Source organism: Massilia sp. AB1 (assembly GCF_018119385.1).
In the GTDB taxonomy this organism is placed as follows: domain Bacteria; phylum Pseudomonadota; class Gammaproteobacteria; order Burkholderiales; family Burkholderiaceae_D; genus Telluria.
The window spans coordinates 1-19,301 of sequence record NZ_JAGKSG010000040.1 but is presented as its reverse complement, the minus strand read 5'-3'; the positions used below and the strand labels follow the sequence as shown (position 1 = coordinate 19,301).

At 65.1% G+C, this 19,301-nt stretch carries 24 protein-coding genes; 10 read left to right on the top strand and 14 right to left on the bottom strand.

Annotated features, from left to right (window positions below):
* Positions 1–16: 16 nt before the first annotated feature.
* From J8847_RS19065 to J8847_RS19055, 3 genes are all read left to right on the top strand, one after another.
* Entirely contained in the window at positions 17–1,138 is a 1,122-nt protein-coding gene (locus J8847_RS19065) for a cupin domain-containing protein (RefSeq protein ID WP_211526292.1), read from the top strand.
* Between the two features lie 17 nt (positions 1,139–1,155).
* On the top strand, positions 1,156–1,635 hold the full coding sequence (locus J8847_RS19060) for a hypothetical protein (RefSeq protein ID WP_211526291.1): 480 nt from the start codon (positions 1,156–1,158) through the stop codon (positions 1,633–1,635).
* Positions 1,636–1,903: 268 nt separating this feature from the next.
* A complete protein-coding gene (locus J8847_RS19055; RefSeq protein WP_373888841.1) occupies positions 1,904–2,182 on the top strand; it encodes a hypothetical protein in 279 nt (92 codons plus the stop codon).
* Positions 2,183–2,445: 263 nt separating this feature from the next.
* On the opposite strand, the gene bamC is transcribed toward J8847_RS19055, so the two are convergent.
* The 9 genes from bamC to J8847_RS19010 all read right to left on the bottom strand — a co-directional run bounded on the left by bamC (position 2,446) and on the right by J8847_RS19010 (position 10,260).
* Positions 2,446–3,600, bottom strand: a complete 1,155-nt coding sequence (gene bamC, locus J8847_RS19050; protein WP_211526289.1) for an outer membrane protein assembly factor BamC — start codon at positions 3,598–3,600, stop codon at positions 2,446–2,448.
* 42 nt (positions 3,601–3,642) lie between these two features.
* Positions 3,643–4,527 (bottom strand): 4-hydroxy-tetrahydrodipicolinate synthase, encoded by an 885-nt coding sequence (dapA, locus tag J8847_RS19045; protein ID WP_211526288.1) that lies wholly within the window; start codon positions 4,525–4,527, stop codon positions 3,643–3,645.
* A 54-nt stretch (positions 4,528–4,581) separates the two neighbouring features.
* Complete coding sequence (locus J8847_RS19040; protein ID WP_229429944.1) at positions 4,582–5,169, bottom strand: bifunctional 2-polyprenyl-6-hydroxyphenol methylase/3-demethylubiquinol 3-O-methyltransferase UbiG; 588 nt, start codon at positions 5,167–5,169, stop codon at positions 4,582–4,584.
* An 8-nt stretch (positions 5,170–5,177) separates the two neighbouring features.
* The gene (locus tag J8847_RS19035; protein WP_211526287.1) at positions 5,178–6,392 is read right to left on the bottom strand and encodes a tryptophan--tRNA ligase; all 1,215 of its coding nucleotides are present in this window, start codon (positions 6,390–6,392) and stop codon (positions 5,178–5,180) included.
* A 1-nt stretch (position 6,393) separates the two neighbouring features.
* The gene (locus J8847_RS19030; protein ID WP_211526286.1) at positions 6,394–7,050 is read right to left on the bottom strand and encodes a site-2 protease family protein; all 657 of its coding nucleotides are present in this window, start codon (positions 7,048–7,050) and stop codon (positions 6,394–6,396) included.
* A gap of 64 nt (positions 7,051–7,114) precedes the next feature.
* Positions 7,115–7,738, bottom strand: coding sequence for an L-threonylcarbamoyladenylate synthase (locus tag J8847_RS19025; protein ID WP_211526285.1), 624 nt, complete (start codon positions 7,736–7,738; stop codon positions 7,115–7,117).
* A 27-nt stretch (positions 7,739–7,765) separates the two neighbouring features.
* Positions 7,766–8,641: a protease HtpX gene (htpX, locus tag J8847_RS19020; RefSeq protein ID WP_211526284.1), complete on the bottom strand. Its 876-nt coding sequence runs from the start codon at positions 8,639–8,641 to the stop codon at positions 7,766–7,768.
* An 88-nt stretch (positions 8,642–8,729) separates the two neighbouring features.
* A complete protein-coding gene (locus J8847_RS19015) occupies positions 8,730–9,833 on the bottom strand; it encodes a PHB depolymerase family esterase (protein WP_229513035.1) in 1,104 nt (367 codons plus the stop codon).
* 10 nt (positions 9,834–9,843) lie between these two features.
* Positions 9,844–10,260 carry a CopG family transcriptional regulator gene (locus J8847_RS19010; protein ID WP_211526283.1) on the bottom strand — a complete coding sequence of 139 codons (417 nt, stop codon included), beginning with the start codon at positions 10,258–10,260 and terminating at the stop codon, positions 9,844–9,846.
* 172 nt (positions 10,261–10,432) lie between these two features.
* Here J8847_RS19010 and J8847_RS19005 point away from each other — a divergent pair, with 172 nt between their 5' ends.
* Positions 10,433–10,723 (top strand): hypothetical protein, encoded by a 291-nt coding sequence (locus tag J8847_RS19005; protein WP_211526282.1) that lies wholly within the window; start codon positions 10,433–10,435, stop codon positions 10,721–10,723.
* 18 nt (positions 10,724–10,741) lie between these two features.
* Positions 10,742–11,995: a sodium:proton antiporter gene (locus tag J8847_RS19000; RefSeq protein WP_211526281.1), complete on the top strand. Its 1,254-nt coding sequence runs from the start codon at positions 10,742–10,744 to the stop codon at positions 11,993–11,995.
* Between the two features lie 78 nt (positions 11,996–12,073).
* On the opposite strand, the gene J8847_RS18995 is transcribed toward J8847_RS19000, so the two are convergent.
* Entirely contained in the window at positions 12,074–12,283 is a 210-nt protein-coding gene (locus tag J8847_RS18995) for a cold-shock protein (protein ID WP_211526280.1), read from the bottom strand.
* A 224-nt stretch (positions 12,284–12,507) separates the two neighbouring features.
* On the bottom strand, positions 12,508–13,341 hold the full coding sequence (locus J8847_RS18990) for a 3',5'-nucleoside bisphosphate phosphatase (protein ID WP_211526279.1): 834 nt from the start codon (positions 13,339–13,341) through the stop codon (positions 12,508–12,510).
* A gap of 248 nt (positions 13,342–13,589) precedes the next feature.
* Here J8847_RS18990 and J8847_RS18985 point away from each other — a divergent pair, with 248 nt between their 5' ends.
* On the top strand, positions 13,590–14,714 hold the full coding sequence (locus J8847_RS18985) for a sensor histidine kinase KdpD (protein ID WP_229513033.1): 1,125 nt from the start codon (positions 13,590–13,592) through the stop codon (positions 14,712–14,714).
* Here J8847_RS18985 and J8847_RS18980 read toward each other — a convergent pair.
* A complete protein-coding gene (locus tag J8847_RS18980) occupies positions 14,695–15,633 on the bottom strand; it encodes an alpha/beta fold hydrolase (RefSeq protein ID WP_211526278.1) in 939 nt (312 codons plus the stop codon). The genes J8847_RS18985 and J8847_RS18980 overlap by 20 nt on opposite strands.
* 146 nt (positions 15,634–15,779) lie before the next feature.
* Between J8847_RS18980 and J8847_RS18975 the strand changes: the two genes are divergently transcribed.
* From J8847_RS18975 to J8847_RS18965, 3 genes are read left to right on the top strand one after another with little or no spacing between them, the layout of a single operon-like run.
* On the top strand, positions 15,780–16,304 hold the full coding sequence (locus J8847_RS18975) for a gamma carbonic anhydrase family protein (protein WP_211518816.1): 525 nt from the start codon (positions 15,780–15,782) through the stop codon (positions 16,302–16,304).
* A 3-nt stretch (positions 16,305–16,307) separates the two neighbouring features.
* Positions 16,308–17,264 carry an Hsp33 family molecular chaperone HslO gene (hslO, locus tag J8847_RS18970; protein ID WP_211526277.1) on the top strand — a complete coding sequence of 319 codons (957 nt, stop codon included), beginning with the start codon at positions 16,308–16,310 and terminating at the stop codon, positions 17,262–17,264.
* 12 nt (positions 17,265–17,276) lie between these two features.
* Positions 17,277–17,702, top strand: coding sequence for a thioesterase family protein (locus J8847_RS18965; RefSeq protein WP_211526276.1), 426 nt, complete (start codon positions 17,277–17,279; stop codon positions 17,700–17,702).
* Here the strand turns inward: J8847_RS18965 and J8847_RS18960 are convergent.
* Both J8847_RS18960 and J8847_RS18955 read right to left on the bottom strand, forming a co-directional pair.
* Positions 17,699–18,484 carry a hypothetical protein gene (locus J8847_RS18960; protein WP_211526275.1) on the bottom strand — a complete coding sequence of 262 codons (786 nt, stop codon included), beginning with the start codon at positions 18,482–18,484 and terminating at the stop codon, positions 17,699–17,701. The genes J8847_RS18965 and J8847_RS18960 overlap by 4 nt on opposite strands.
* Positions 18,485–18,583: 99 nt before the next feature.
* Entirely contained in the window at positions 18,584–18,751 is a 168-nt protein-coding gene (locus J8847_RS18955; protein ID WP_211526274.1) for a hypothetical protein, read from the bottom strand.
* Positions 18,752–18,763: 12 nt separating this feature from the next.
* On the opposite strand from J8847_RS18955, the gene J8847_RS18950 reads away from it, so the two are divergent.
* Positions 18,764–19,270 carry a Dps family protein gene (locus J8847_RS18950; RefSeq protein WP_211526273.1) on the top strand — a complete coding sequence of 169 codons (507 nt, stop codon included), beginning with the start codon at positions 18,764–18,766 and terminating at the stop codon, positions 19,268–19,270.
* Positions 19,271–19,301 lie beyond the last annotated feature (31 nt).

Here is a 19,301-nt window from a genome sequence, read left to right as displayed (position 1 = left end):
GTGGTTATAATGGCGCATGAAAAAATTACAGCTTCTTGGGGATATTACTCCCGCTCAGTTCTTGCGCGATTACTGGCACAAGAAACCCCTTCTGATCCGCCAAGCCATTCCTGGATTCAAGCCCCTGCTCAAGTTCGAGAAGCTGGCCGAACTGGCCCAGCAGAACCACGTCGAATCGCGCCTCGTGACCCAGCGCGATGGCCAATGGGACATGCAGCACGGTCCGCTGCCGGAACTGCCGGCCCGCACTGAACCGGGCTGGACCATGCTGGTCCAGGGCGCCAATCTCTACGACGAGCGCGCCGACGACTTGCTGCGCCAGTTCCGCTTCGTGCCGGACGCGCGCCTGGACGACCTGATGATCAGCTACGCCAGCGACGGCGGCGGCGTCGGTCCCCACTTCGATTCGTATGACGTGTTCCTGCTGCAGGCGCAGGGCAAGCGCCGCTGGCGCATCGGCGCCCAGCAGGACCTGAGCCTGGTCGAAGGCCTGCCGCTGAAGATCCTGGCCAACTTCGAGCCGGAAGAGGAATTCGTGCTGGAGCCGGGCGACATGCTCTACCTGCCGCCGCACTACGCCCACGACGGCGTGGCCGAGGGCGAATGCATGACCTATTCGATCGGCTTCCGCTCCCCCTCCTTCCAGGAACTGGGCGAAGCCTTCCTGCAGTTCATGGCCGACTCGATCGACCTGCCCGGCCGCTATGCCGACCCGGGCCTGCAGCCGGCCAAGAACCCGGCCGAGATCCCGCGCGAGATGCTGGCCACCATCACCGAAGAACTGAACAAGGTGCGCTGGGACGAAGAAGACGTGACCGTGTTCCTGGGCGAGCACATGTCCGAACCGAAGCACAACGTGTTCTTCACCGGCCCGGCCAAGCCGCTCACCGTGGGCCGCTTCATGGAAACGGCGGCCAAGCGCGGCCTGAAGCTCTCCAGCAAGACCCTGATGCTCTACCGCGGCAAGCACGTGTTCATCAACGGCGAATCCTTCGCCGTCAGCCGTGCCGACAAGGCCGTGCTGGACGCGCTGGCCAACGAACGCCGCCTCGCGGGCGCGCAGCTGGAAAGCGCCACCGACGACGTGCTGGAAGCGCTGTACACCTGGTACCAGGACGGCTGGATCGAACTGGGCTAAGGGAAGCAAACCCAGCCATGGCCGAGCCGCTCACCATCCGCTTCGATACGCGCCGCGAATGCGAGGCGCAGTTCCGCGCCTGCGTGGCGGCGTCCAAGGCCAGGCTGGAGTTGTTCGACCCGGACTTCGCCGTCTTCCCGCTCGGGTCGCCGGACGTGGACGCCGCCCTGCGCGCCTTCCTGGCGGGCGGCGGCATCCTGCGCCTGGCGCTGCACGATCCTTCCCATATCGAGCGCCATTACCCGCGCTTCCTGCGCCTGCTGCGCGACTATGGCCACCTGTGCGAGTGCCGCCAGACCGGGCGCGGCCTGCGCAACCTGACCGATTCCTTCTGTATCGGGGACGGGGAACATGTGGTGCGGCGCTTTCACAGCGACCACCTGCGCGGCGAGGCGGTCTTCCATTCGGCGGAGGCATGCGATGTGCCGGAGCACCGTTTCGCGGCGATCTGGGAAGAGTCCCGGATCGTCTTGCAGCCGACGACAACCGGGCTGTAAGTACAAAAAATTGCCTAGATGACAGCATTTTGGCTGCCGGTTGCATCTTGTAACAATATGAAGCTTAACTCTTCACAAAATACTTTCACTGTGGCATGTGTTCGCTATTGCGATTCAGTAAATTTGGCTATAATATCAGGTCAGGAAGGTTCCGTTGCCTATATGGCAGTATTGCTATTTTTGAAGCACGAGAATTCCGCCGAGCAATAATTACCGGTAATTATTATTCGCAACAAGCAGTACTACTTTTGAAATATTAAGGAAAATCATGAAAAAATCCCTGCTGATCGTTTCCCTGATGGCTGTTGCTCTGGCTGCTTGCAGCAAGAAAGCTGAAGAAACCGCACCGGCTACCCCGGCTGCTACCGAAGCTCCGGCTGCTGCTCCGGCTGCTGACGCTACCGTTGCTCCGGCTGCTGACGCTACCGTCGCTGCTCCGGCTGCTGACGCTGCTGCTGCCGCTTCGGCTGCTGCTTCGACCGCTGCTGACGCAGCTGCTGCTGCTTCGCAAGCTGCTTCGACCGCTGCTGAAGCTGCTAAGCAGTAATCAGAATTTTTCTGATTCCGAAGAAACCGGCCTGCGGGCCGGTTTTTTTTCGTCCGTAGATATTGCACGCGTGCGTTGAACTTGGATCCCGGCCTGCGCCGGGACGACGGCCTTTGGGCTTGCCACTAGCGCTCGATCCGTCGTCCCGGCGAAGGCCGGAACAATGCCACCGGCATTGTTCCGGCCAAGTTTGCCCGCATAGCGCCAGCGCATAAAAAAACCGGCCCACAAGGGCCGGTTTTCAGTTGCAGGCGAAGATCAGATCACTTCAGCTCGTCAGTCAGCAGCTTCAGGATCTTGGCCGCCGTCGGCGAATTCGCCACCTGGCCGTCATTGGTCTGCACCGTCACTTCGCTCACGCTGGCGCCCTGCTGCGACTTGACCAGCACGCGGTAGCGCTGCGCTTCCTTGGCCTTCTCGTCCTCGCCGAAGGTGAACAGGCGCTTGAAGAAGCCTTCCGTCTTCGACGCGTCCGGATCGACGTAGCGCACGAAGTAGATGCCCTGCACGCGGTCGCGGTCCTCGACGGTGAAGCCGACGCGGTCCAGCGCCAGGCCGACACGGCGCCATGCGCGGTCGAAGCCTTCGTCGACTTCCACCTTGTCGCCCGCCAGCTTGGCGTGCTGCGGCTGCAGCGGCGCGTTGGTGACGGTCGCCTGGGCGGTCTTGACGTCCTTGCTGCCGGTCAGGTGCGCCACCATGCGCGCCAGGAACTGCGCTTCCAGGCCCGGGTCGTTCGGACGCGCGGTCCAGGTGGTGGTTTCCTTCGCCGGGCCGGTCAGCACTTCCTCGACGCCGCGATGGCTCACGTAGATCTCGGTCGAGCCGTCAGGCAGGCGTTCCAGGCGGGTGCGGAACTTGTCTTTCATGCCGGTCGACCAGGCTTTGTCGAACACCCGGCCCAGCGTGTTGCGCAGGAAGTCCTGGGGGATCTTCGACCGGTCTTCGACATAGTTGGTTTCCATGGTGCCGGTCGCGGCCGATTCGGCCTCGAGGGCGAAGCCGTTGTCCTCCCAGAACTGGCGCAGCTGCGGCCACAGCTGTTCCGGAGTCTGCTTGACCACCAGCCAGCGCTGGTCGCCGGCGCGCTCGATGCGCACGGACTCGCTCGAGATCGGGCCCACTGCTTCCGCCGCGCCGGCCACCGGCGCCGCACCTTGCTGGCCGCGCGATTGCTGGAAGCTGGAGGCGGTGGCGACGCCCTTGCCGTCCGGGACGGCGTAGCGGTTGTCACGCTGCAGCTGGGTCAGGTCCGGCGGCACGTCCAGCGGCGCCGCTTTCTTGGCGCCCCGGTAGTCCACCCTGTCCGATTCGAACACGGTGGTGCAGGCAGCCAGGCTGAGCGCGAGCGCGGTGAGCGTCAGCGCACGGCCGGCGGCGGAAGCGGAAACCAGGGTCGTTTTCTTGCGAATAGTCATGTCGTTCGATGTCAGGTACTAGGAACCCGAATCCTTGCGGATTCAGGACTGTTGGTGGACGCCTGCGGCCACCAGGGCGGCGCGCACGGTGTCGTGGTACTGCGCGGACAGCGGCGCGAGCGGCAGGCGCAGCCCGGCCGGCATCTTGCCCATCTCGGCCAGCGCCCACTTCACCGGCACCGGGTTCGGTTCGATGAACAGCTTGCCGTGCAGGTCCAGCACGCGGTTGTTGATCTCGATCGCGCGCGCGATGTCGCCGGCCATGGCGGCCACGCACAGTTCGTGCATGGCGCGCGGGGCGACGTTGGCGGTGACCGAGATATTGCCGGCGCCGCCGCAGAACATCAGCGCCATCGCGGTCGCGTCGTCGCCGGAATAGACGCCGAAGGACTTGTCGACCATGCGCAGCAGGTCGATGCCGCGGGCGAGGTTGCCGGTGGCGTCCTTGACGCCGACGATGTTGTCGATCGGGGCCAGGCGCGCGATGGTCTCGTTGCTCATGTCGGCCACGGTGCGGCCCGGCACGTTGTACAGGATGATCGGCAGGTCGACCGCTTCCGCGATGGTGCGGAAGTGGCGGTACATGCCTTCTTGCGTCGGACGGTTGTAGTACGGCACCACCTGGAGCGAGGCGTCGGCGCCCACTTCCTTGGCGTGGCGCGTCAGCGCGATCGCCTCGACGGTCGAATTGCCGCCGGTGCCGGCGATCACGGGAATGCGCTTGGCGACGTGGTCGACCGCCAGCTTCACCAGTTCGCAGTGCTCTTCCGGGGAAACGGTGGCCGATTCGCCCGTCGTGCCGACGATGACGACCGCGTCGGTGCCTTCCGCGATGTGCCAGTCGAGCAGTTTGCGCAGGGAGTCGCGGTCAAGACTGCCGTCTTCGAACATCGGGGTGACGATTGCTACGATGCTGCCCTTAATCATAATCTTTGGACCGTGCCAGTAAATAAAAGTCTGATTGTAGCGGATCGCCCGCCGCTATGGTTCATTCCTGACCACAATATGGTCGAGCTTGGCTTCGGTTTTGCCGAATGCCGGGCCCGCCGCGCACAGGCGCTGCACCTGGGCGGCATTAGGCCGGTCGACGTGGCCGTCCTCGTAGGCCAGCACCTGCAGGCCGCCGGCCTGGGCCAGCGCCAGCAATTCGCCCGGCGCCAGCAGGAATTCCGGATTCGAGGGCTTGCCGTAGATCTGGTTCCCCTGCGCGAAGGTTTCGTAGATCAGGATGCCGTCCGGGCGGAGGCTCGCGGCCAGGTGCGGGAACAGCGGGCGATACAGATAATTGGTGACGACGATGGCGGCGAAGCGCCCCTCCTCGAAGGGCCAGGGCGAACCGTCCTCGAGGTCGTATTCCATGGTGGTGACGCCGGGACCGGCGCTGGTGGCCAGCACCTCCGGCTTGCGGTCCAGGGCCAGCACCGGGTGGCCGAGGGCGGCCAGCAGGCGCGTATGGCGGCCGGTGCCGCAGGCCAGGTCCAGCACCTCGCCCTCCGGGACCAAGGGCGCGAAGCGCTGGACCCAGTTCGACGCCGGCAGGTTCATCATGTTGATCGGCGAATTTGTCATGCTCATCTTCAGGTGTAGGAAATCCCCATCGCTTCGCGCACATCGCGCATCGTTTCCTGCGCCAGTTTGCGCGCCTTGTCGCAGCCGTCGGCCACGATCGCGCGCACCAGCGTCGGATCGTCCAGGTAGGGCTGGGCGCGTTCGCGCATCGGTTCCTGCTCGGCCAGCACGCCGTCGATGACCGGCTGCTTGCACTCGATGCAGCCGATGCCGGCGCTGGTGCAGCCCTTCACCACCCATTCGCGCGTCGGCGCATCCGAATACACCTCGTGCAGCTGCCACACCGGGCAGCGCTTCGGATCGCCCGCATCAAGGCGGCGCACGCGCGCCGGGTCGGTCGGCATGGTGCGGATCTTCTTTTCCACGCTGCCGCGCTCCTCGCGCAGCCCGATCGCGTTGCCGTAGCTCTTGGACATCTTGCGGCCGTCCAGTCCCGGCAGGCGCGACGACTCGGTGAGCAAGGCCTGCGGTTCGGCCAGGATGATCCTGCGGCTGCCTTCCAGGTAGCCGAACAGGCGCTCGCGGTCGATGTTCGACAGGCTGCCGGCGTCGTCCAGCATGGCCTTCGCCTGCTCCAGGGCGTCGGTCTCGCCTTCCTGGTGGTAGGCGGTGCGCAGCTCCAGGTACAGCCTGGCGCGCTTGCTGCCCAGCTTCTTCACGGCCGCCATGGCCTTCTCTTCGAAGCCCTTTTCCTTGCCGTAGATGTGATTGAAGCGGCGTGCGATCTCGCGCATCATCTCGACGTGCGGCAGCTGGTCCTCGCCCACCGGCACCATGCTGGCGCGGTAGATCAGGACATCGGCGGCCTGCAGCAGCGGGTAGCCGAGGAAGCCGTAGGTGGCGAGGTCCGTATTTGCCCGATTCCTGGCCAGGTTCTCGATCTGGTCCTTGTAGGTCGGCACCCGTTCGAGCCAGCCGAGCGGCGTGGCCATCGACAGCAGCAGGTGCAGTTCCGCGTGCTCCGGGACTTTCGACTGGATGAAGATGGTCGCCTGGGACGGGTCGATGCCGGCGGCGAGCCAGTCGATCACCATGTCCCAGGTGCTGCGCTCGACGATGCCAGGGTCGTCGTAGTGCGTGGTCAGCGCGTGCCAGTCGGCGACGAAGAACAGGCAGGGATGCTCGGCCTGCAGGGTGATCCAGTTCTTCAGCGCGCCATGGTAGTGCCCCAGGTGCAGGGCGCCCGTCGGGCGCATGCCGGAGACGACGCGGTCGGGATACATGTCAGCTCAAAAGTAAATACAAGGGCGAAGCGATCAGTTTGAGCATGATCTCGCCGAGCGCCATCACCGGGATCACCCAGAAGCCCAGCAGCTTGAAGAAGATCAGCGCCAGCACGATGAAGAAGCCGTACGGCTCGATCGCCGCGAACTTGTAGGCCAGGCGGTGCGGCAGCAGGCTGGTGACGACGCGGCCGCCATCCAGCGGCGGAATCGGGAACAGGTTGAAGGCGAACATCAGCAGGTTGGTGAACACACCGGCCTGGGCCACCTTGTGCGGGAAGGCTTCGTTCACCTGGAAGGCGACCAGCAGCGCCGCCATCACCAGCCACAGGAAGGCCATCAGGAAGTTCGCGCCGGGACCGGCGAGCGCCACCCAGGCCATCTGCTTCTTGGGATTGCGCAGGCGGGAAAAGTCCACCGGCACCGGCTTGGCGTAGCCGAACACGAAACCGCTGGTCAGGTAGAGCGCGATGGGAATGACGATGGTGCCCAGCACGTCGATGTGCACCAGGGGATTGAGGCTCATGCGCCCCTGTGAATAGGCGGTGTTATCGCCGAAGTACTTGGCGGCATAGGCGTGGGCGGCTTCGTGCAGGGTAATCGCAAAAAGAACGGGCAGTGCGTAGACTGCGATGTTGCGTACAATTTCTGGATCCATAAGGGAATTCTAACAGAGCGCCCGCCGGGCAGGCCGGCAGGCGAAAAGGTGGGGGAATGCGGCCTCAGAGGCCGAACGCGGACGGGTCTCCCCTGCCCTCGCGCACCAGCTCCGGCGCAGGCCCGGTCAGGTCGACCACGGTGGTGGGTTCCAGGGTGCCGGCGCCGCCGTCGATCACCAGCTCGATCTGCTTGCCGAGGCGTTCCTGCACCTCTTCCGGATCGGACAGCATGTGGTCGTCGCCGGGCAGCTGCAGGGTGGTGCCGATCAGCGGCTCGCCCAGTTCTTCCAGCAGCGCCAGGGTGATGCGGTTTTCCGGCACGCGCAGGCCGATGGTCTTGCGCGACGGGTGGGACAGGCGGCGCGGCAGTTCGCGCGTGGCTTCGAGGATCACCGTATAGGGTCCCGGCATGGTGGCCTTGAGCAGACGGTACTGGGCATTGTCGACGCGCGCGTAGAGAGCGATCTCGGACAGGTCGCGCACCAGGAGGGTCAGGTGGTGCTTGTCGTCGACGCCGCGGATGCGGCGCAGCTTTTCCACGGCCGCCTTGTCGTCCAGGCGGCAGACCAGCGCATAGGCTGAATCGGTGGGAATGGCGACGATCCCGCCCGCACCGACGATCTGCGCTGCCTGCTTGATCAGGCGCGGTTGCGGGTTCTCGTGATGGATCTCGAAGTATTGGCTCATCAGGCAGCGGTTCTTATTGAATCAGGGTCAGCGCAGCGACTGGAGCGCGGCGATGCGCTGCTCCATCGGCGGGTGGGTCGAGAACAGGGCGCCCCAGCCGCCGCCGCTGCCGGAAATGCCGGAAGCGGCCATCGACTGCGGCAGCGCGCCCGGGGCCAGGCCGCCGAGGCGGGCCAGCGCGTGCTGCATCGGCACCGGGCTGCCCAGCAGCCTGGCCGAGCCGGCGTCGGCGCGGAACTCGCGCTTGCGCGAGAACCAGGCCACGATGATCGAGGCCAGGATGCCGAAGGCGATCTCGCACACGAAGACGGTGACCATGTAGCCGATGCCCGGACGGTCGCCTTCGCTGCGCAGCAGAACCTTGTCGACGAAGTAGCCGACCACGCGCGCCAGGAACACGACGAAGGTGTTGACCACGCCCTGGATCAGGGTCAAGGTGACCATGTCGCCATTGGCGATGTGGGCCACTTCGTGGCCGAGCACCGCTTCGACCTCGTCGCGGTTCATGCCCTGCAGCAGGCCGGTGGAGACTGCCACCAGGGCGGAATTCTTGAAGGCGCCGGTGGCGAAGGCGTTCGGCTCGCCCTCGTACACGGCGACTTCCGGCATGCCGATGCCGGCGCGCTCCGACAGGCGGCGCACGGTATCGACCAGCCACATCTCGGTGGAGTTGGCCGGCTGGTCGATGACGCGCGCGCCGGTCGACCACTTGGCCATGGGTTTGCTCAGCAGGAGGGAAATGAAGGAGCCGGTAAAGCCGACCACCAGCGAGAACACCGCCAGCGCGCCGACATCGATCCCCTGCCCCGTGACGGCCCGGCCCACGCCGAGCAGGTTCAGCACGAGCGACACCACCAGCACCACGGCCAGGTTGGTGGCAAGGAAGAGGACAATGCGCTTCATGAGAAGGCCTCCTGACAGCTATCGATGACAGGATGCCAAGATTGGGCTGCAATGCGGAAAATTCAAGGGCGCCGCGGCAGAGCGGGACTCAGGCGCCCTGGGCCAGGAAGAAACGCAGCATTTCGGCAGAGGCGGACGGTCCCGAGGCATCGGTATGCGACCCGGCCGGGTTGCCGCCGGACCAGGCGTGGCCGGCGCCGTGCAGCTGCCAGTGCTCGAGTACAGTGCGTCCGCCCTCGTCGCGCCAGGTGCTGCGGGTACAGCGCCGGCCGGCGTGGTCGTGCGCCTCGCTGTGCTTGTGCAGCGGCGCCGCCTGGGCCTTCAGGAACTGGCCCAGCACCGCTTCGCCGTTGCCGGCGTTGACCAGGTGGTCGGCGTCGCCGTGGATCACGATCGCCGCTACGCCCTTGCGCAGCCTCTTCGCCTTGCCCGGCTCCCGCATCGCCTTCAGCCCGGACATCATGTCCCTGGCGCTGCCGGCGGGCAGGCCGGAATGGACGCCGACCGCCGCATACAGGTCCGGATATTCGGCGCCCAGGATGGCCGCCATCGCGCCGCCCGCCGAAAGGCCGGCGACGAACACACGCGCCGGGTCGGCCTCATGCTCGGCCATTACCTGGCGGGTCATGCCGGCCAGGATGGCGGGTTCGCCCTGCTCGCGCGCCTGGTGCGCGGTCTCGAACCAGTTCCAGCAGCCGTTGTGGTTGGCGCCCTTGTCCTGCGCCGGATAGAGCACCAGGCAGCCGTGCTCCTCGGCCAGCGCGTTCATGGCGGTGCCGGTCGCGAAATCGTCCGGGTTCTGGGTGCAGCCGTGCAGCATCACGACCAGGGCGCGCGGCTGCTTCGCGGGCTGCGCCGGGATGTAGAGCTTGTAGTGACGGGTGCCGGCGCCGCAGCTGAAGCTGCCATCGATGAAGCGGCCGGGAGCGCGCGGGTCCGCTTTGGCCTGGCGTGCGCCCGGCGCGTGTCGGCGGCCCATCCGTGCGCTCCATCGGGGCGCCGGGTTGAGATCGACGAAGGGCGCCTGGCCCGGGTTGGCGAAAGGCGCCTGGGGCGCCTGGACGCCATGCGGCAGCAGGCCGGATTCGGCCAGCGCCTTCTGGATCAATGCCGTGGCCGCCGACGCGTCCTGCGTCTGCGCGAGCCTGGCCGACTCCACCATCTGGGAGATAAAGCGATCGATAGGTTTCATGCCTGTCCTTCTAAATGTGAATGCGGTCCGCCAGGGCTTCCCTGACGGCTGGGGGGGCGACGAATGCGCCAAGGACCTGGACCGATGAAATGGCCGTGCGGGCCAGCTCGGGAGCGACGTCGTCCTCGATGACGGCCAGGCCGAGCACCTGGATGTCCAGCTGCTGCCCGCCGGCCGCGACCTGCTCGAGTTCGCGGCGCGAGTAGCGGTGCATGCCCATCACGTAGCGCTTGCGCACCACGGTTTGCCGGATCGTCTCGGCGTGGACCTGCAGCAGGTTGCGAATTGCGGTGCGCACGAAATCGGTGCGGTTGGAATAAAAGCCTTCCTCGACCAGCAGGTCCAGCTGGGCCAGGTCGACCAGGCCGACATTGACCGTGACCTTGTCGCTGTCGGGCAGCTTGTGTTGCGATGCTACGAGCTTCATGGCCATCCCCTTTTCGTTTTCTATACTCCATATGGAGTATAGCCGGAGTATTTCAAGGGGCGGGACCGGATTCTTTCCTGGCCCCCGGCACGGCGCGCCTGCCGTCCGGCGCGGCGTGGAAATGGGGTGTACCATGGGTTCTCCTCCTCGTCGGCGACTTCGGAAAGCGAGCATGAAACGGCAATCCGGCACCTTCCGCATTTATGTGCGCGATGGAGAAGGCGCGATCCTCGCATGGACCGACACCCTGACCACCGATCCGCGCAGCGCCGAGAACGCCATCCTGGACTTGCAGGGACGCACCTACCTGCTCGACAGTCCGTGCGTGCTGGTCGCCACTTACGAATCCAGCGTGTATTACCTTCACGAATTCGATACCGATGCCAACGGCGGCAACGGCACCCGGGAGTTGCTGGCCCGGCTCGGACGCCTGGACTGGCTGTCCAGTCCCGTGCTGCATTGAGGCGCCGGCCTTCCGCCCATGGAGATCGCACACTGGTTCGTGCTGGTCGGCAGCCTGATGCTAGCGCGAGGCCTGTGGGGCTCGACCATCGCGCGCCTGCCCTTCACCTCGGCCAGTATCTACCTCCTGATCGGGATCGTCCTGGGCCCGGCCGTGCTGGGGGTATTCTCCTTCGATCCCGTGCGCGAAGCGCCCCTGCTCGAGACCCTGACCGAAGTCGCGATCCTGGTCTCGCTGTTCTCCGCCGGCGTCAAGCTGCCGGTACCCTTCAACCTGCGGCGCTGGGCGGTGTCGCTGCGCCTGGCGGTGGTGGCGATGAGCCTGTCCGTGGCGCTGTGCGCCGTGTTCGCCGCGGCGGTGCTCGGCTTGCCGGCCGGAGCGGCCATCCTGCTGGGCGCCATGCTGGCCCCCACGGATCCCGTCCTTGCCACCGACGTGCAGCTGCGCCATGCGGGCGACAAGGACTCCCTGCGCTTCGCCCTGACCTGCGAAGCCGGCATGAACGACGGCACCGCCTTTCCTTTCGTGGTGCTGGGCCTGCTGCTGGGGCTGGAAGGGCCCGACCTGGCCCACTGGTTCTGGGAAGACGCCCTGCTCGCCACCCTGGTCGGCGTCGGCACCGGCCTGGTGTGCGGCGCGGCGATGGCGGGCTGCAGCTACGTCATCCGGCGCCACCATCCCGGCCACCAGCTGCTCGACGACCTGCTCGGCCTTGGCCTGATCGCCCTGGCCTACGGCATTGCCCTGCTGCTGGGCGGATGGGGATTCCTGGCGGTGTTCTTCGCCGGCGTGGCCCTGCGCCAGACCGAATGGCGCCTGACCGAGGCGCCGCCGGACGGGCACGGGCTGGTCCATGGCGACGCCGGCGCCAGCGGGCAGGCCACGGTCAGCCATGGCAGCCTGGTCTTCAAGGAGCATCTGGAACGCCTGTCCGAGCTGGGACTGGTGCTGTTGCTGGGCGGCGCGATGACCGCGGACCTGTTCTCGCCGCGGGCCTGGCTGGTGGCTGTCTTCCTGATTTTCGTGGCGCGCCCGCTCAGCGTCGTGCTGAGCCTGGCCGGTTCGGGCACCGGTACCCGCGAAACCGCCATCGCCGCCTGGTTCGGCGTGCGCGGCATCGGTTCGATCTATTACCTGATGTATGCCATCAACCACGGCGTGCCGGCTGCGCTCGCCCGCGAGCTGGTCACGATCACGCTGGCCACGATCATCCTGTCGATCGTGGTGCACGGCGCCAGCGTCAAGGCCTTGCTGGACCGCTATTGGGACTGAGCCTGGCGGTCCATGGAAGAAAAAAGCCCGCCGAGGCGGGCTTGTCTATTCCAGATGCCCGCGGGCATCCGGCTGCGCTCAGATCGCGCGAATGTTGCTGGCCTTCTCGCCCTTCGGGCTATTGGCGCGCTCGAAAGAGACGCGCTGGTTTTCGGCCAGGCTCTTGAAGCCGTCCGACTGGATGTCCTTGAAGTGCGCGAACAGGTCGCCGCCGCCTGCGTCAGGGGTGATGAAGCCGAAGCCCTTGGAGTCATTGAACCATTTGACGGTGCCGGTTTGAGTAGTCATGTTAAGAACCTTGAGTGAATTGGGCAAAATGCCGAAACGCACATGCAAGCAAGCGGGTACAAAGTAGGGAATCAAACAGGACTGCCCAAAGGCAAGACGGGAGAGAGACCAACGAGACGACTTGATGTAGTGCCCGATCAAAGATACAGGACAGCACCCGGTTCGCCTAATCATTTCGCAGATTTTTTACTGCTGAGTGCAGAACTTGCCGTCCGCACACTTGTTCAGAACCAATCGTGCCAGACGGGCGTGAGGCCGGCCGGCAGCGGCGGCAGCTCGGCGAATTCGACGCGCGCCTCGCCGGGGGCGTGGAAATCGGTGCCGCGCGAAGCCAGGAAGCCGTAGCGGCGCGCCAGTTCGGCATAGGTGGCGTACTGGTCGGGCGTATGGCTGCCGGTCACGACCTCGATCGCGTTGCCGCCCAGCTGGCGGAACGCGTCGAACAGCGCGCCTTGCGCCGTCTCGCTGAACTTGTAGCGGCCCGGATGGGCGATCACGGGAATGCCGCCGGCGCCGCGGATCCAGCCCACCGCATCCTCCAGCGAGGCCCAGCGGTGCGGCACATAGCCCGGCTTGCCATCGGTAAGGTAGCGGCGGAACACTTCCGAGGTCGAACCGCAAACGCCGATCTCGACCAGGTAGCGGGCGAAGTGGGTGCGCGACATCAGGTCCGGATTGCCTACGTAGTTGAGCGCGCCCTCGTAGGCGCCGGGGATGCCGGCCTGCTCGAGCTGGGCGGAAATTTCGCGGGCACGTGCTTCGCGGCCGTTGCGGGTGGCGGCCAGGCCGTCGATCAGGGCGCGGTTGTCTTCGTCGATGCGCAGGCCGACGATGTGCACGGTCTCGCTGGCCCACGTTACCGAGATCTCGACACCGGCCACGAAGCGCATGCCCAGCTCGTTCGCGGCCGTGCGCGCCGCCTTGATGCCGCCGACCTCGTCGTGGTCGGTCAGTGCCCAGGCGTCCACGCCGCCCTTGCGGGCGTAGGCGGCCACCGCGGCCGGTGCGAGCACGCCGTCGGAGACGTTGGAATGGCAGTGGAGGTCGACTTTCAACATGGTCCCGAAAAGCACATATGCAATAACGCGTTCTGAAACGAAGCATTGTACGCGCTTTGCGGCGCCCGACGCGCCTCGATCCGCGTCGGCGAGGCTGCCGCATGGGGCCCCGGGCGAGTGGCGACCGCTGCGGCCGCTTCTTCCACATGCCCCAGAAACGGATCGGCAGGAAATGTAGGGTAAGCTGCATGCTTCGATGAGGGCGCCTGCTCTGCCCCTCCGCCCATCCAGCCCCGAGGTGGCACACCATGACGATTTCAGCATTCATCACCGACCATATGGAGCAGCTCCTGGTGGAATGGGAGGCGTTCGCCACGAGTTTCGGCGCAGTCGCGGACAACATGTCCAGTCTCGAACTGCGCGATCACGCGAAGCAAATCCTTGAATTCGTTGCACGGGACATCCAGCGTGAGGAGTCCGCGGAACAGACGGAGCGAAAATCGCATGGAAGAACGTCCGCGCCGGGGACGGACGATAGCGCCTCCGTCATTCACGGCAAGCTCCGTTTCGCCAGCGGCTTTACGCTGCTGCAACTGATCGCCGAATACCGCGCCCTGCGAGCGAGCGTGCTCAAGTTGTGGCAGCAAGACTGCGGTGTATTTTCAGCCCGGCATGCCGAGGACATGATGCGTTTTAACGAGGCGATCGATCAATCGCTCGCCGACGCCGCCGTTGCCTACTCGGATAAACTCCACGAGACGCGGGACACCTTCCTGGCCATTCTGGGGCACGACCTGCGCGGTCCGCTGGCGGCGACCGCGACGGCGGGCACTTACCTGGCAAGGCCCGGCGCCTTCGACGACCGCGTCCGGCAGATCGGCGTCCGCGTCAAACGCGGCGCAGCCACGATGAGCGGCATGGTCGACAACCTGCTGGGACTTGCACGTACCCAGTTAGGCGAGGGGATTCCCATCGAACCTAAAGAATGCGACCTCCTGGAAATGTGCCAATGGGCTGTCGAAGACGCCCAGGCCGCGCATCCGGATGCCCGGTTCGACCTGCATGCGACCGGTGAGTTGATGGGGACCTTCGACCGGGCCCGTCTCCAGCAACTCTTGACCAACCTTGCAAACAATGCCGCGCAATATGGGACGCCCGGAAAACCGATCGATATCAAGATCGTTGGCCAGAACGACGACGTGCTGCTACGAGTGGAGAACCGGGGGCCCGCCATTCCGAAGGAGGCCTTGCCTCATCTGTTCACATCATTGGTCCAGCTTCCCGCGGAGGAAGGCAATGCAAGGCCAGCGAGCAGCCTCGGCTTGGGCCTGTTCATTGCGAAACAGATCGCAGTGGCGCACGGCGGCGATATCGTCGTGGACTCCGATGAGGTGAACGGCACGGCGTTTGCCGTCAGGATTCCCCGGCAGTAACACCATCGCGCCGAGGCCCGGACCCGGCCTGTGCAAGGCCTTCGGCCGCCAGGAAGTCCTCCACCATCCCCGCCAGCATCTCCGGCTGGTCATGGTGCAGCATATGCCCCGCCGCCGGCACCATGCGCGCCGTCACCTCGCGCAAATGCCCCATGCGCCGGTCGATCTCCGCCCTCGCCTGCTCCTTCGGCCCCATCCAGCGCCACATGTCGGTATCCTCGGCCTCTACCCACAGCACCGGCGCCGTGATCGCGCTCCAGCAGGCCATGATCTCTTCCACGTGGTACAGCAGCGGCCCGTGCATCTTGTGCGCCGGATCGCCCAGGATGCGCCACTGCCCATCCGTGCCCTGGGCCGACCAGTGCCCGGCCAGGAAGGCCGCGCGCTCCTCCGACAAACGCGGATTGGTCTTGCGCAGCCGCCCCGCGACCTCAGCCAGGCTGGCGTAGCCGCGCATTTCAGGCGGTTCGCGCAGCTCGTCCAGCCACTTCGCCACGCGCCCTGGATACTGGGACGGCCGGGTGGCCGGCAGGCCGAAGCCTTCCAGGTTGATCAGCTTGCCGACCCGCTGCGGCCGCACGCCGGCATAGATGCCCGCGATATTCCCGCCCATGCTGTGTCCCAGCAGGTTCACGGCTTCACCGGGCGCGTAATGGTCGAGGATCCGGTCGAGGTCGGCCACGTAATCAGGGAACCAGTAGGTGTCCGAGCGCGTATTCTCGGTCAGCCCGAAACCGCGCCAATCCGGCGCGATCACGTGCCAGTCGCCCTGCAGGCAATCGACCACGAACTGGAAGGAGGCCGAGACATCCATCCAGCCATGCAGCATGAAGAGCTTGGGCGCGCCCTCCCTGCCCCAGTGGCGGACGTGGGTGCGCAGGCCGCGCAAGGTGAGGAATTCGGAACGGGACGGTTTCATGTCATTTCAAAATAGTACGGTCGTTCGCATGATTATATAGAGGAACGGTTGATTTCGCTCGCCCCGTCCCCATCTGCCGCCAGTCGGACGATGCGAAAGCGCAGGGGGTAAAATAGCGGTATATCAACCCTTCCGCGAGCACATCCATGGCGATTTACCAGCTGGGCGAGCATGCCCCCGAGATCGATGCGTCGGCCTTCGTGGCCGATTCGGCCACCCTGGTCGGCAAGGTGACCCTCGAGGCGAATGCCTCGGTCTGGTTCGGCGCCACGATCCGCGGCGACAACGAGCGCATCACCATCGGCGAGAACAGCAACGTCCAGGAAGGCACGGTGATGCATACGGACATGGGCTACCCGCTCACGATCGGGAAGAACGTGACCATCGGCCACCAGGCCATGCTGCATGGCTGCACGGTGGGCGACGGTTCGCTGATCGGCATCCAGGCCGTGGTGCTCAACGGCGCGAAGATCGGCAAGGGTTGCCTAGTCGGCGCCGGCGCCCTGGTTACCGAAGGCAAGGAGTTCCCGGACCACTCGCTGATCCTCGGTTCGCCCGCCAAGGTGGTGCGCACCCTCACGGAAGAAGACGTAACGCGCCTGCAGGGCAGCGCCGCCAGCTATGTGGCGCGCGGCCAGCTGTTCAAGGCGCAGCTCAAGAAAATCGGATAAGAAATGACGACTCAAGACACCAGGGACACCCTGCAAAAATTCATCTTCGACAACGCCGCCGTGCGCGGCGAGCTGGTCGAGATTTCGGACACCTGGCGCGAGATCCAGGCGCGCCATGCCTATCCCAAGGCCGTGCGCGCGGTGCTGGGCGAAATGGTCGCGGCTGGCGCCCTGCTGTCGGCGAACCTGAAGTTCAACGGTTCCATCATCATGCAGATCCACGGCGACGGCCCGGTGCGCCTGCTGGTGGTCGAGTGCGACGCCCAGCTGCGCATCCGCGCCACGGCCAAGCTGGCGCCGGAAGCCGAGATCCCTGATGCCGCGAGCCTGCGCGACCTGTTCAACGTGCACGGCAAGGGCCGTTTCGTGATCACGCTCGACCCGGCCGATAAAGTGCCGGGCCAGCAGCCCTACCAGGGCGTGGTGCCGCTGGTCGGCGACGACATGGCGACCGTGATCGAGAACTACATGCTGCGCTCGGAGCAGATGGACACCCGCCTGTGGCTGGCCGCCGACGACAAGATCGCGCGCGGCCTGCTGCTGCAAAAGCTGCCGCGCCACAGCGGCGTGGAAGGCCAGACCAAGCAGGCGACCGAAGAGGAAGACCTGGAGACCTGGAACCGCGCCGTGATGCTGGGCCAGACCCTGAAGCGCGAAGAGATGCTGAGCACCGATATCCAGACCCTGCTCAACCGCCTGTTCTGGGAAGAGACCATCCGCGTGTTCGATCCGGCGCACCCGCAGTTCCACTGCAGCTGCACCCGCGACAAGGTCGGCAACATGCTCAAGATGCTGGGCGAGGAAGAAGTGAATTCCGCGCTGTCCGAACTGGGCGAACTGGGCATCAACTGCGACTTCTGCGGCAAGCACTACTCCTTCGACAAGGTGGATTGCGCCCAGCTGTTCAGCACCGAAAGCCCGGTGCAGACCCTGATGCCGCCGAGCGGCAGCACCCACTAAGAAAGCTCGACGATGCGTGACACGCCCCGCAGCGCCTTCGCCCACTTCCTCGCCCTGCCGACGCGCTGGATGGACAACGACAGCTACGGGCATGTCAACAACGTCAACTACTACAGCTTCTTCGACACCGCGGTCAATCGCTTCCTGATCGACCGCGGCGTGCTCGACATCCACAAGGACGAGATCGTCGGCTTCGTGGTGGAGACCAGCTGCTCCTACTTCAGCTCCATTTCCTTCCCCGACACGGTCCACGTCGGCGTGCGCGTCGCCAAGCTGGGCAATTCCAGCGTGCGCTACGAGATCGCCCTGTACCGCAACGACGAGCCCCTGCCCTCGGCGGCCGGCCATTTCGTGCACGTGTATGTCGACCGGCGCAGCAATACCTCGACGCCGATTCCGGCCGCGGTCAGGGAAGTGCTGGCCACGCTCGCCGGCTAGCGTCCCTCCTTGCCCACTTCGCCCACCAGCACGATATCCAGTGGGCCGTCGAAGACGATCTCGCCGCCGCTCGCCCTCGCCGGATCGAATGTGAGTTCGGTGCACAAGCCTGTGGTCGCCGCAATGGGCCCGCCATCGACAGTTACCGTCCCGCCCGGCTCGCGGAAGCAGGCCCGGAGGCCCTCGGCCTTGGCGAACTTGACGTGGACGAACTTCAGCTTATAGATCGGGATGCGCTTCTGCATCGCCTTGAATTCCGCGAGCGCCTTGCCGAAATCGGCGTAGGAAAGGCGCTGCTCCGGTCCCAGGCGCAACTGGTAGAGGACGTTGATGCTGCGCCGCTTGCTCTGCTCCTTGAACATGATCGTGCCGTCTTCTTCGTAGGCCTTCGGCAGGTCGGGCAGGACGAAGTACCCGCCTCGCCGCACCGGCACCTCTTCCTCGACTGACTCGCTCACGACCGTCACCGCATGCGGCGGCGGGACATAGCTGTCGCGCGCGTTCTCGGATAATTCCACGAAGGAGATGCGGAACAGGAAATCGAGCAGGCGCGGTTCCGGCGCCATATAGGACAAGGCCTCCTGCTGGCCCTTGAAGAAGAAGCGATAGTCGAGGTCGCCCGGATTCTTGCGCGCCTTGACGTTGATGACGCGTTCGGGCTCCGGGGTCTCCTGGGCGCATGCGATCTGTGCGCCGATGAGTGAGGCAATGGCAATGAAAATGGGAAGCGATCGCTTGAATCGGCTGCTCGCTGCGGTTTCCTTCAACAGCAAATTGATCATGGCGTCGCGCCTTCCTTCTCATGCTGGAATTCATACACGACCAGGCTGTCGTCGTCCCAGCCCTTGTCCTTGAGCGGCGTCAGGTAGCTCATCCCCCTCTCACGCAACTGCAGTTTCATGCACTTCCTTTGTTGTATTGACAAGTGCGGAAGTGTAGCGGCTGCGCGGCGGAATAAATCCACCAATTTTCACGGCCCGGGAATGAACCGGGATGCGGTCCGGCAGCATGGCCGCGCCGGTGCTAAGCTGTTGGTTCTTCGACATCAAGGAGGAAGCACGATGGACATCGATATTGGCATCAGCACCGACGACCGCGCGAAGATCGTGGAGTCGCTGTCGACAGTGCTGGCGGACAGCTACATGCTCTACCTGAAGACCCATAACTTTCACTGGAACGTGACCGGCCCCATGTTCCAGACCTTGCACGTGATGTTCCAGGAGCAGTACACCGAGCTGTGGAATGCGCTGGACGACATCGCCGAGCGCATCCGCGCCCTGGGCCACTACGCGCCGGGGACGTACAAGCGCTATGCGGAGCTGTCGAGCATTACGGAAGAACCGAGCGTGCCGGATCCGCGCGAGATGATCCGCCAGCTGGTCGAAGGCCAGGAAATCCTGATCCGTACCCTGCGCGCCAGCGTGCGCATCGCGGACGAGATCGACGATTACCCGACGGCGGACATGCTGACCACCCGCATGGAGATCCATGAAAAGAATGCGTGGATGCTGCGCGCCTTCCTGGAGCACGGCAAGGGGCATATGCAGGGGGATGCGTCCTCGCCCTGACAGGGCATCGGGATCGTCACGAGCGGACTGG

Bases quoted from the DNA above. Each gene is read 5' to 3' on its own strand.
- J8847_RS19065 (WP_211526292.1), top strand. From the start codon at position 17: ATGAAAAAATTACAGCTTCTTGGGGATATTACTCCCGCTCAGTTCTTG.
- J8847_RS19060 (WP_211526291.1), top strand. From the start codon at position 1,156: ATGGCCGAGCCGCTCACCATCCGCTTCGATACGCGCCGCGAATGCGAG.
- J8847_RS19055 (WP_373888841.1), top strand. From the start codon at position 1,904: ATGAAAAAATCCCTGCTGATCGTTTCCCTGATGGCTGTTGCTCTGGCT.
- bamC (WP_211526289.1), bottom strand. From the start codon at position 3,600: ATGACTATTCGCAAGAAAACGACCCTGGTTTCCGCTTCCGCCGCCGGC.
- dapA (WP_211526288.1), bottom strand. From the start codon at position 4,527: ATGATTAAGGGCAGCATCGTAGCAATCGTCACCCCGATGTTCGAAGAC.
- J8847_RS19040 (WP_229429944.1), bottom strand. From the start codon at position 5,169: ATGACAAATTCGCCGATCAACATGATGAACCTGCCGGCGTCGAACTGG.
- J8847_RS19035 (WP_211526287.1), bottom strand. From the start codon at position 6,392: ATGTATCCCGACCGCGTCGTCTCCGGCATGCGCCCGACGGGCGCCCTG.
- J8847_RS19030 (WP_211526286.1), bottom strand. From the start codon at position 7,050: ATGGATCCAGAAATTGTACGCAACATCGCAGTCTACGCACTGCCCGTT.
- J8847_RS19025 (WP_211526285.1), bottom strand. From the start codon at position 7,738: ATGAGCCAATACTTCGAGATCCATCACGAGAACCCGCAACCGCGCCTG.
- htpX (WP_211526284.1), bottom strand. From the start codon at position 8,641: ATGAAGCGCATTGTCCTCTTCCTTGCCACCAACCTGGCCGTGGTGCTG.
- J8847_RS19015 (WP_229513035.1), bottom strand. From the start codon at position 9,833: ATGAAACCTATCGATCGCTTTATCTCCCAGATGGTGGAGTCGGCCAGG.
- J8847_RS19010 (WP_211526283.1), bottom strand. From the start codon at position 10,260: ATGAAGCTCGTAGCATCGCAACACAAGCTGCCCGACAGCGACAAGGTC.
- J8847_RS19005 (WP_211526282.1), top strand. From the start codon at position 10,433: ATGAAACGGCAATCCGGCACCTTCCGCATTTATGTGCGCGATGGAGAA.
- J8847_RS19000 (WP_211526281.1), top strand. From the start codon at position 10,742: ATGGAGATCGCACACTGGTTCGTGCTGGTCGGCAGCCTGATGCTAGCG.
- J8847_RS18995 (WP_211526280.1), bottom strand. From the start codon at position 12,283: ATGACTACTCAAACCGGCACCGTCAAATGGTTCAATGACTCCAAGGGC.
- J8847_RS18990 (WP_211526279.1), bottom strand. From the start codon at position 13,341: ATGTTGAAAGTCGACCTCCACTGCCATTCCAACGTCTCCGACGGCGTG.
- J8847_RS18985 (WP_229513033.1), top strand. From the start codon at position 13,590: ATGACGATTTCAGCATTCATCACCGACCATATGGAGCAGCTCCTGGTG.
- J8847_RS18980 (WP_211526278.1), bottom strand. From the start codon at position 15,633: ATGAAACCGTCCCGTTCCGAATTCCTCACCTTGCGCGGCCTGCGCACC.
- J8847_RS18975 (WP_211518816.1), top strand. From the start codon at position 15,780: ATGGCGATTTACCAGCTGGGCGAGCATGCCCCCGAGATCGATGCGTCG.
- hslO (WP_211526277.1), top strand. From the start codon at position 16,308: ATGACGACTCAAGACACCAGGGACACCCTGCAAAAATTCATCTTCGAC.
- J8847_RS18965 (WP_211526276.1), top strand. From the start codon at position 17,277: ATGCGTGACACGCCCCGCAGCGCCTTCGCCCACTTCCTCGCCCTGCCG.
- J8847_RS18960 (WP_211526275.1), bottom strand. From the start codon at position 18,484: ATGATCAATTTGCTGTTGAAGGAAACCGCAGCGAGCAGCCGATTCAAG.
- J8847_RS18950 (WP_211526273.1), top strand. From the start codon at position 18,764: ATGGACATCGATATTGGCATCAGCACCGACGACCGCGCGAAGATCGTG.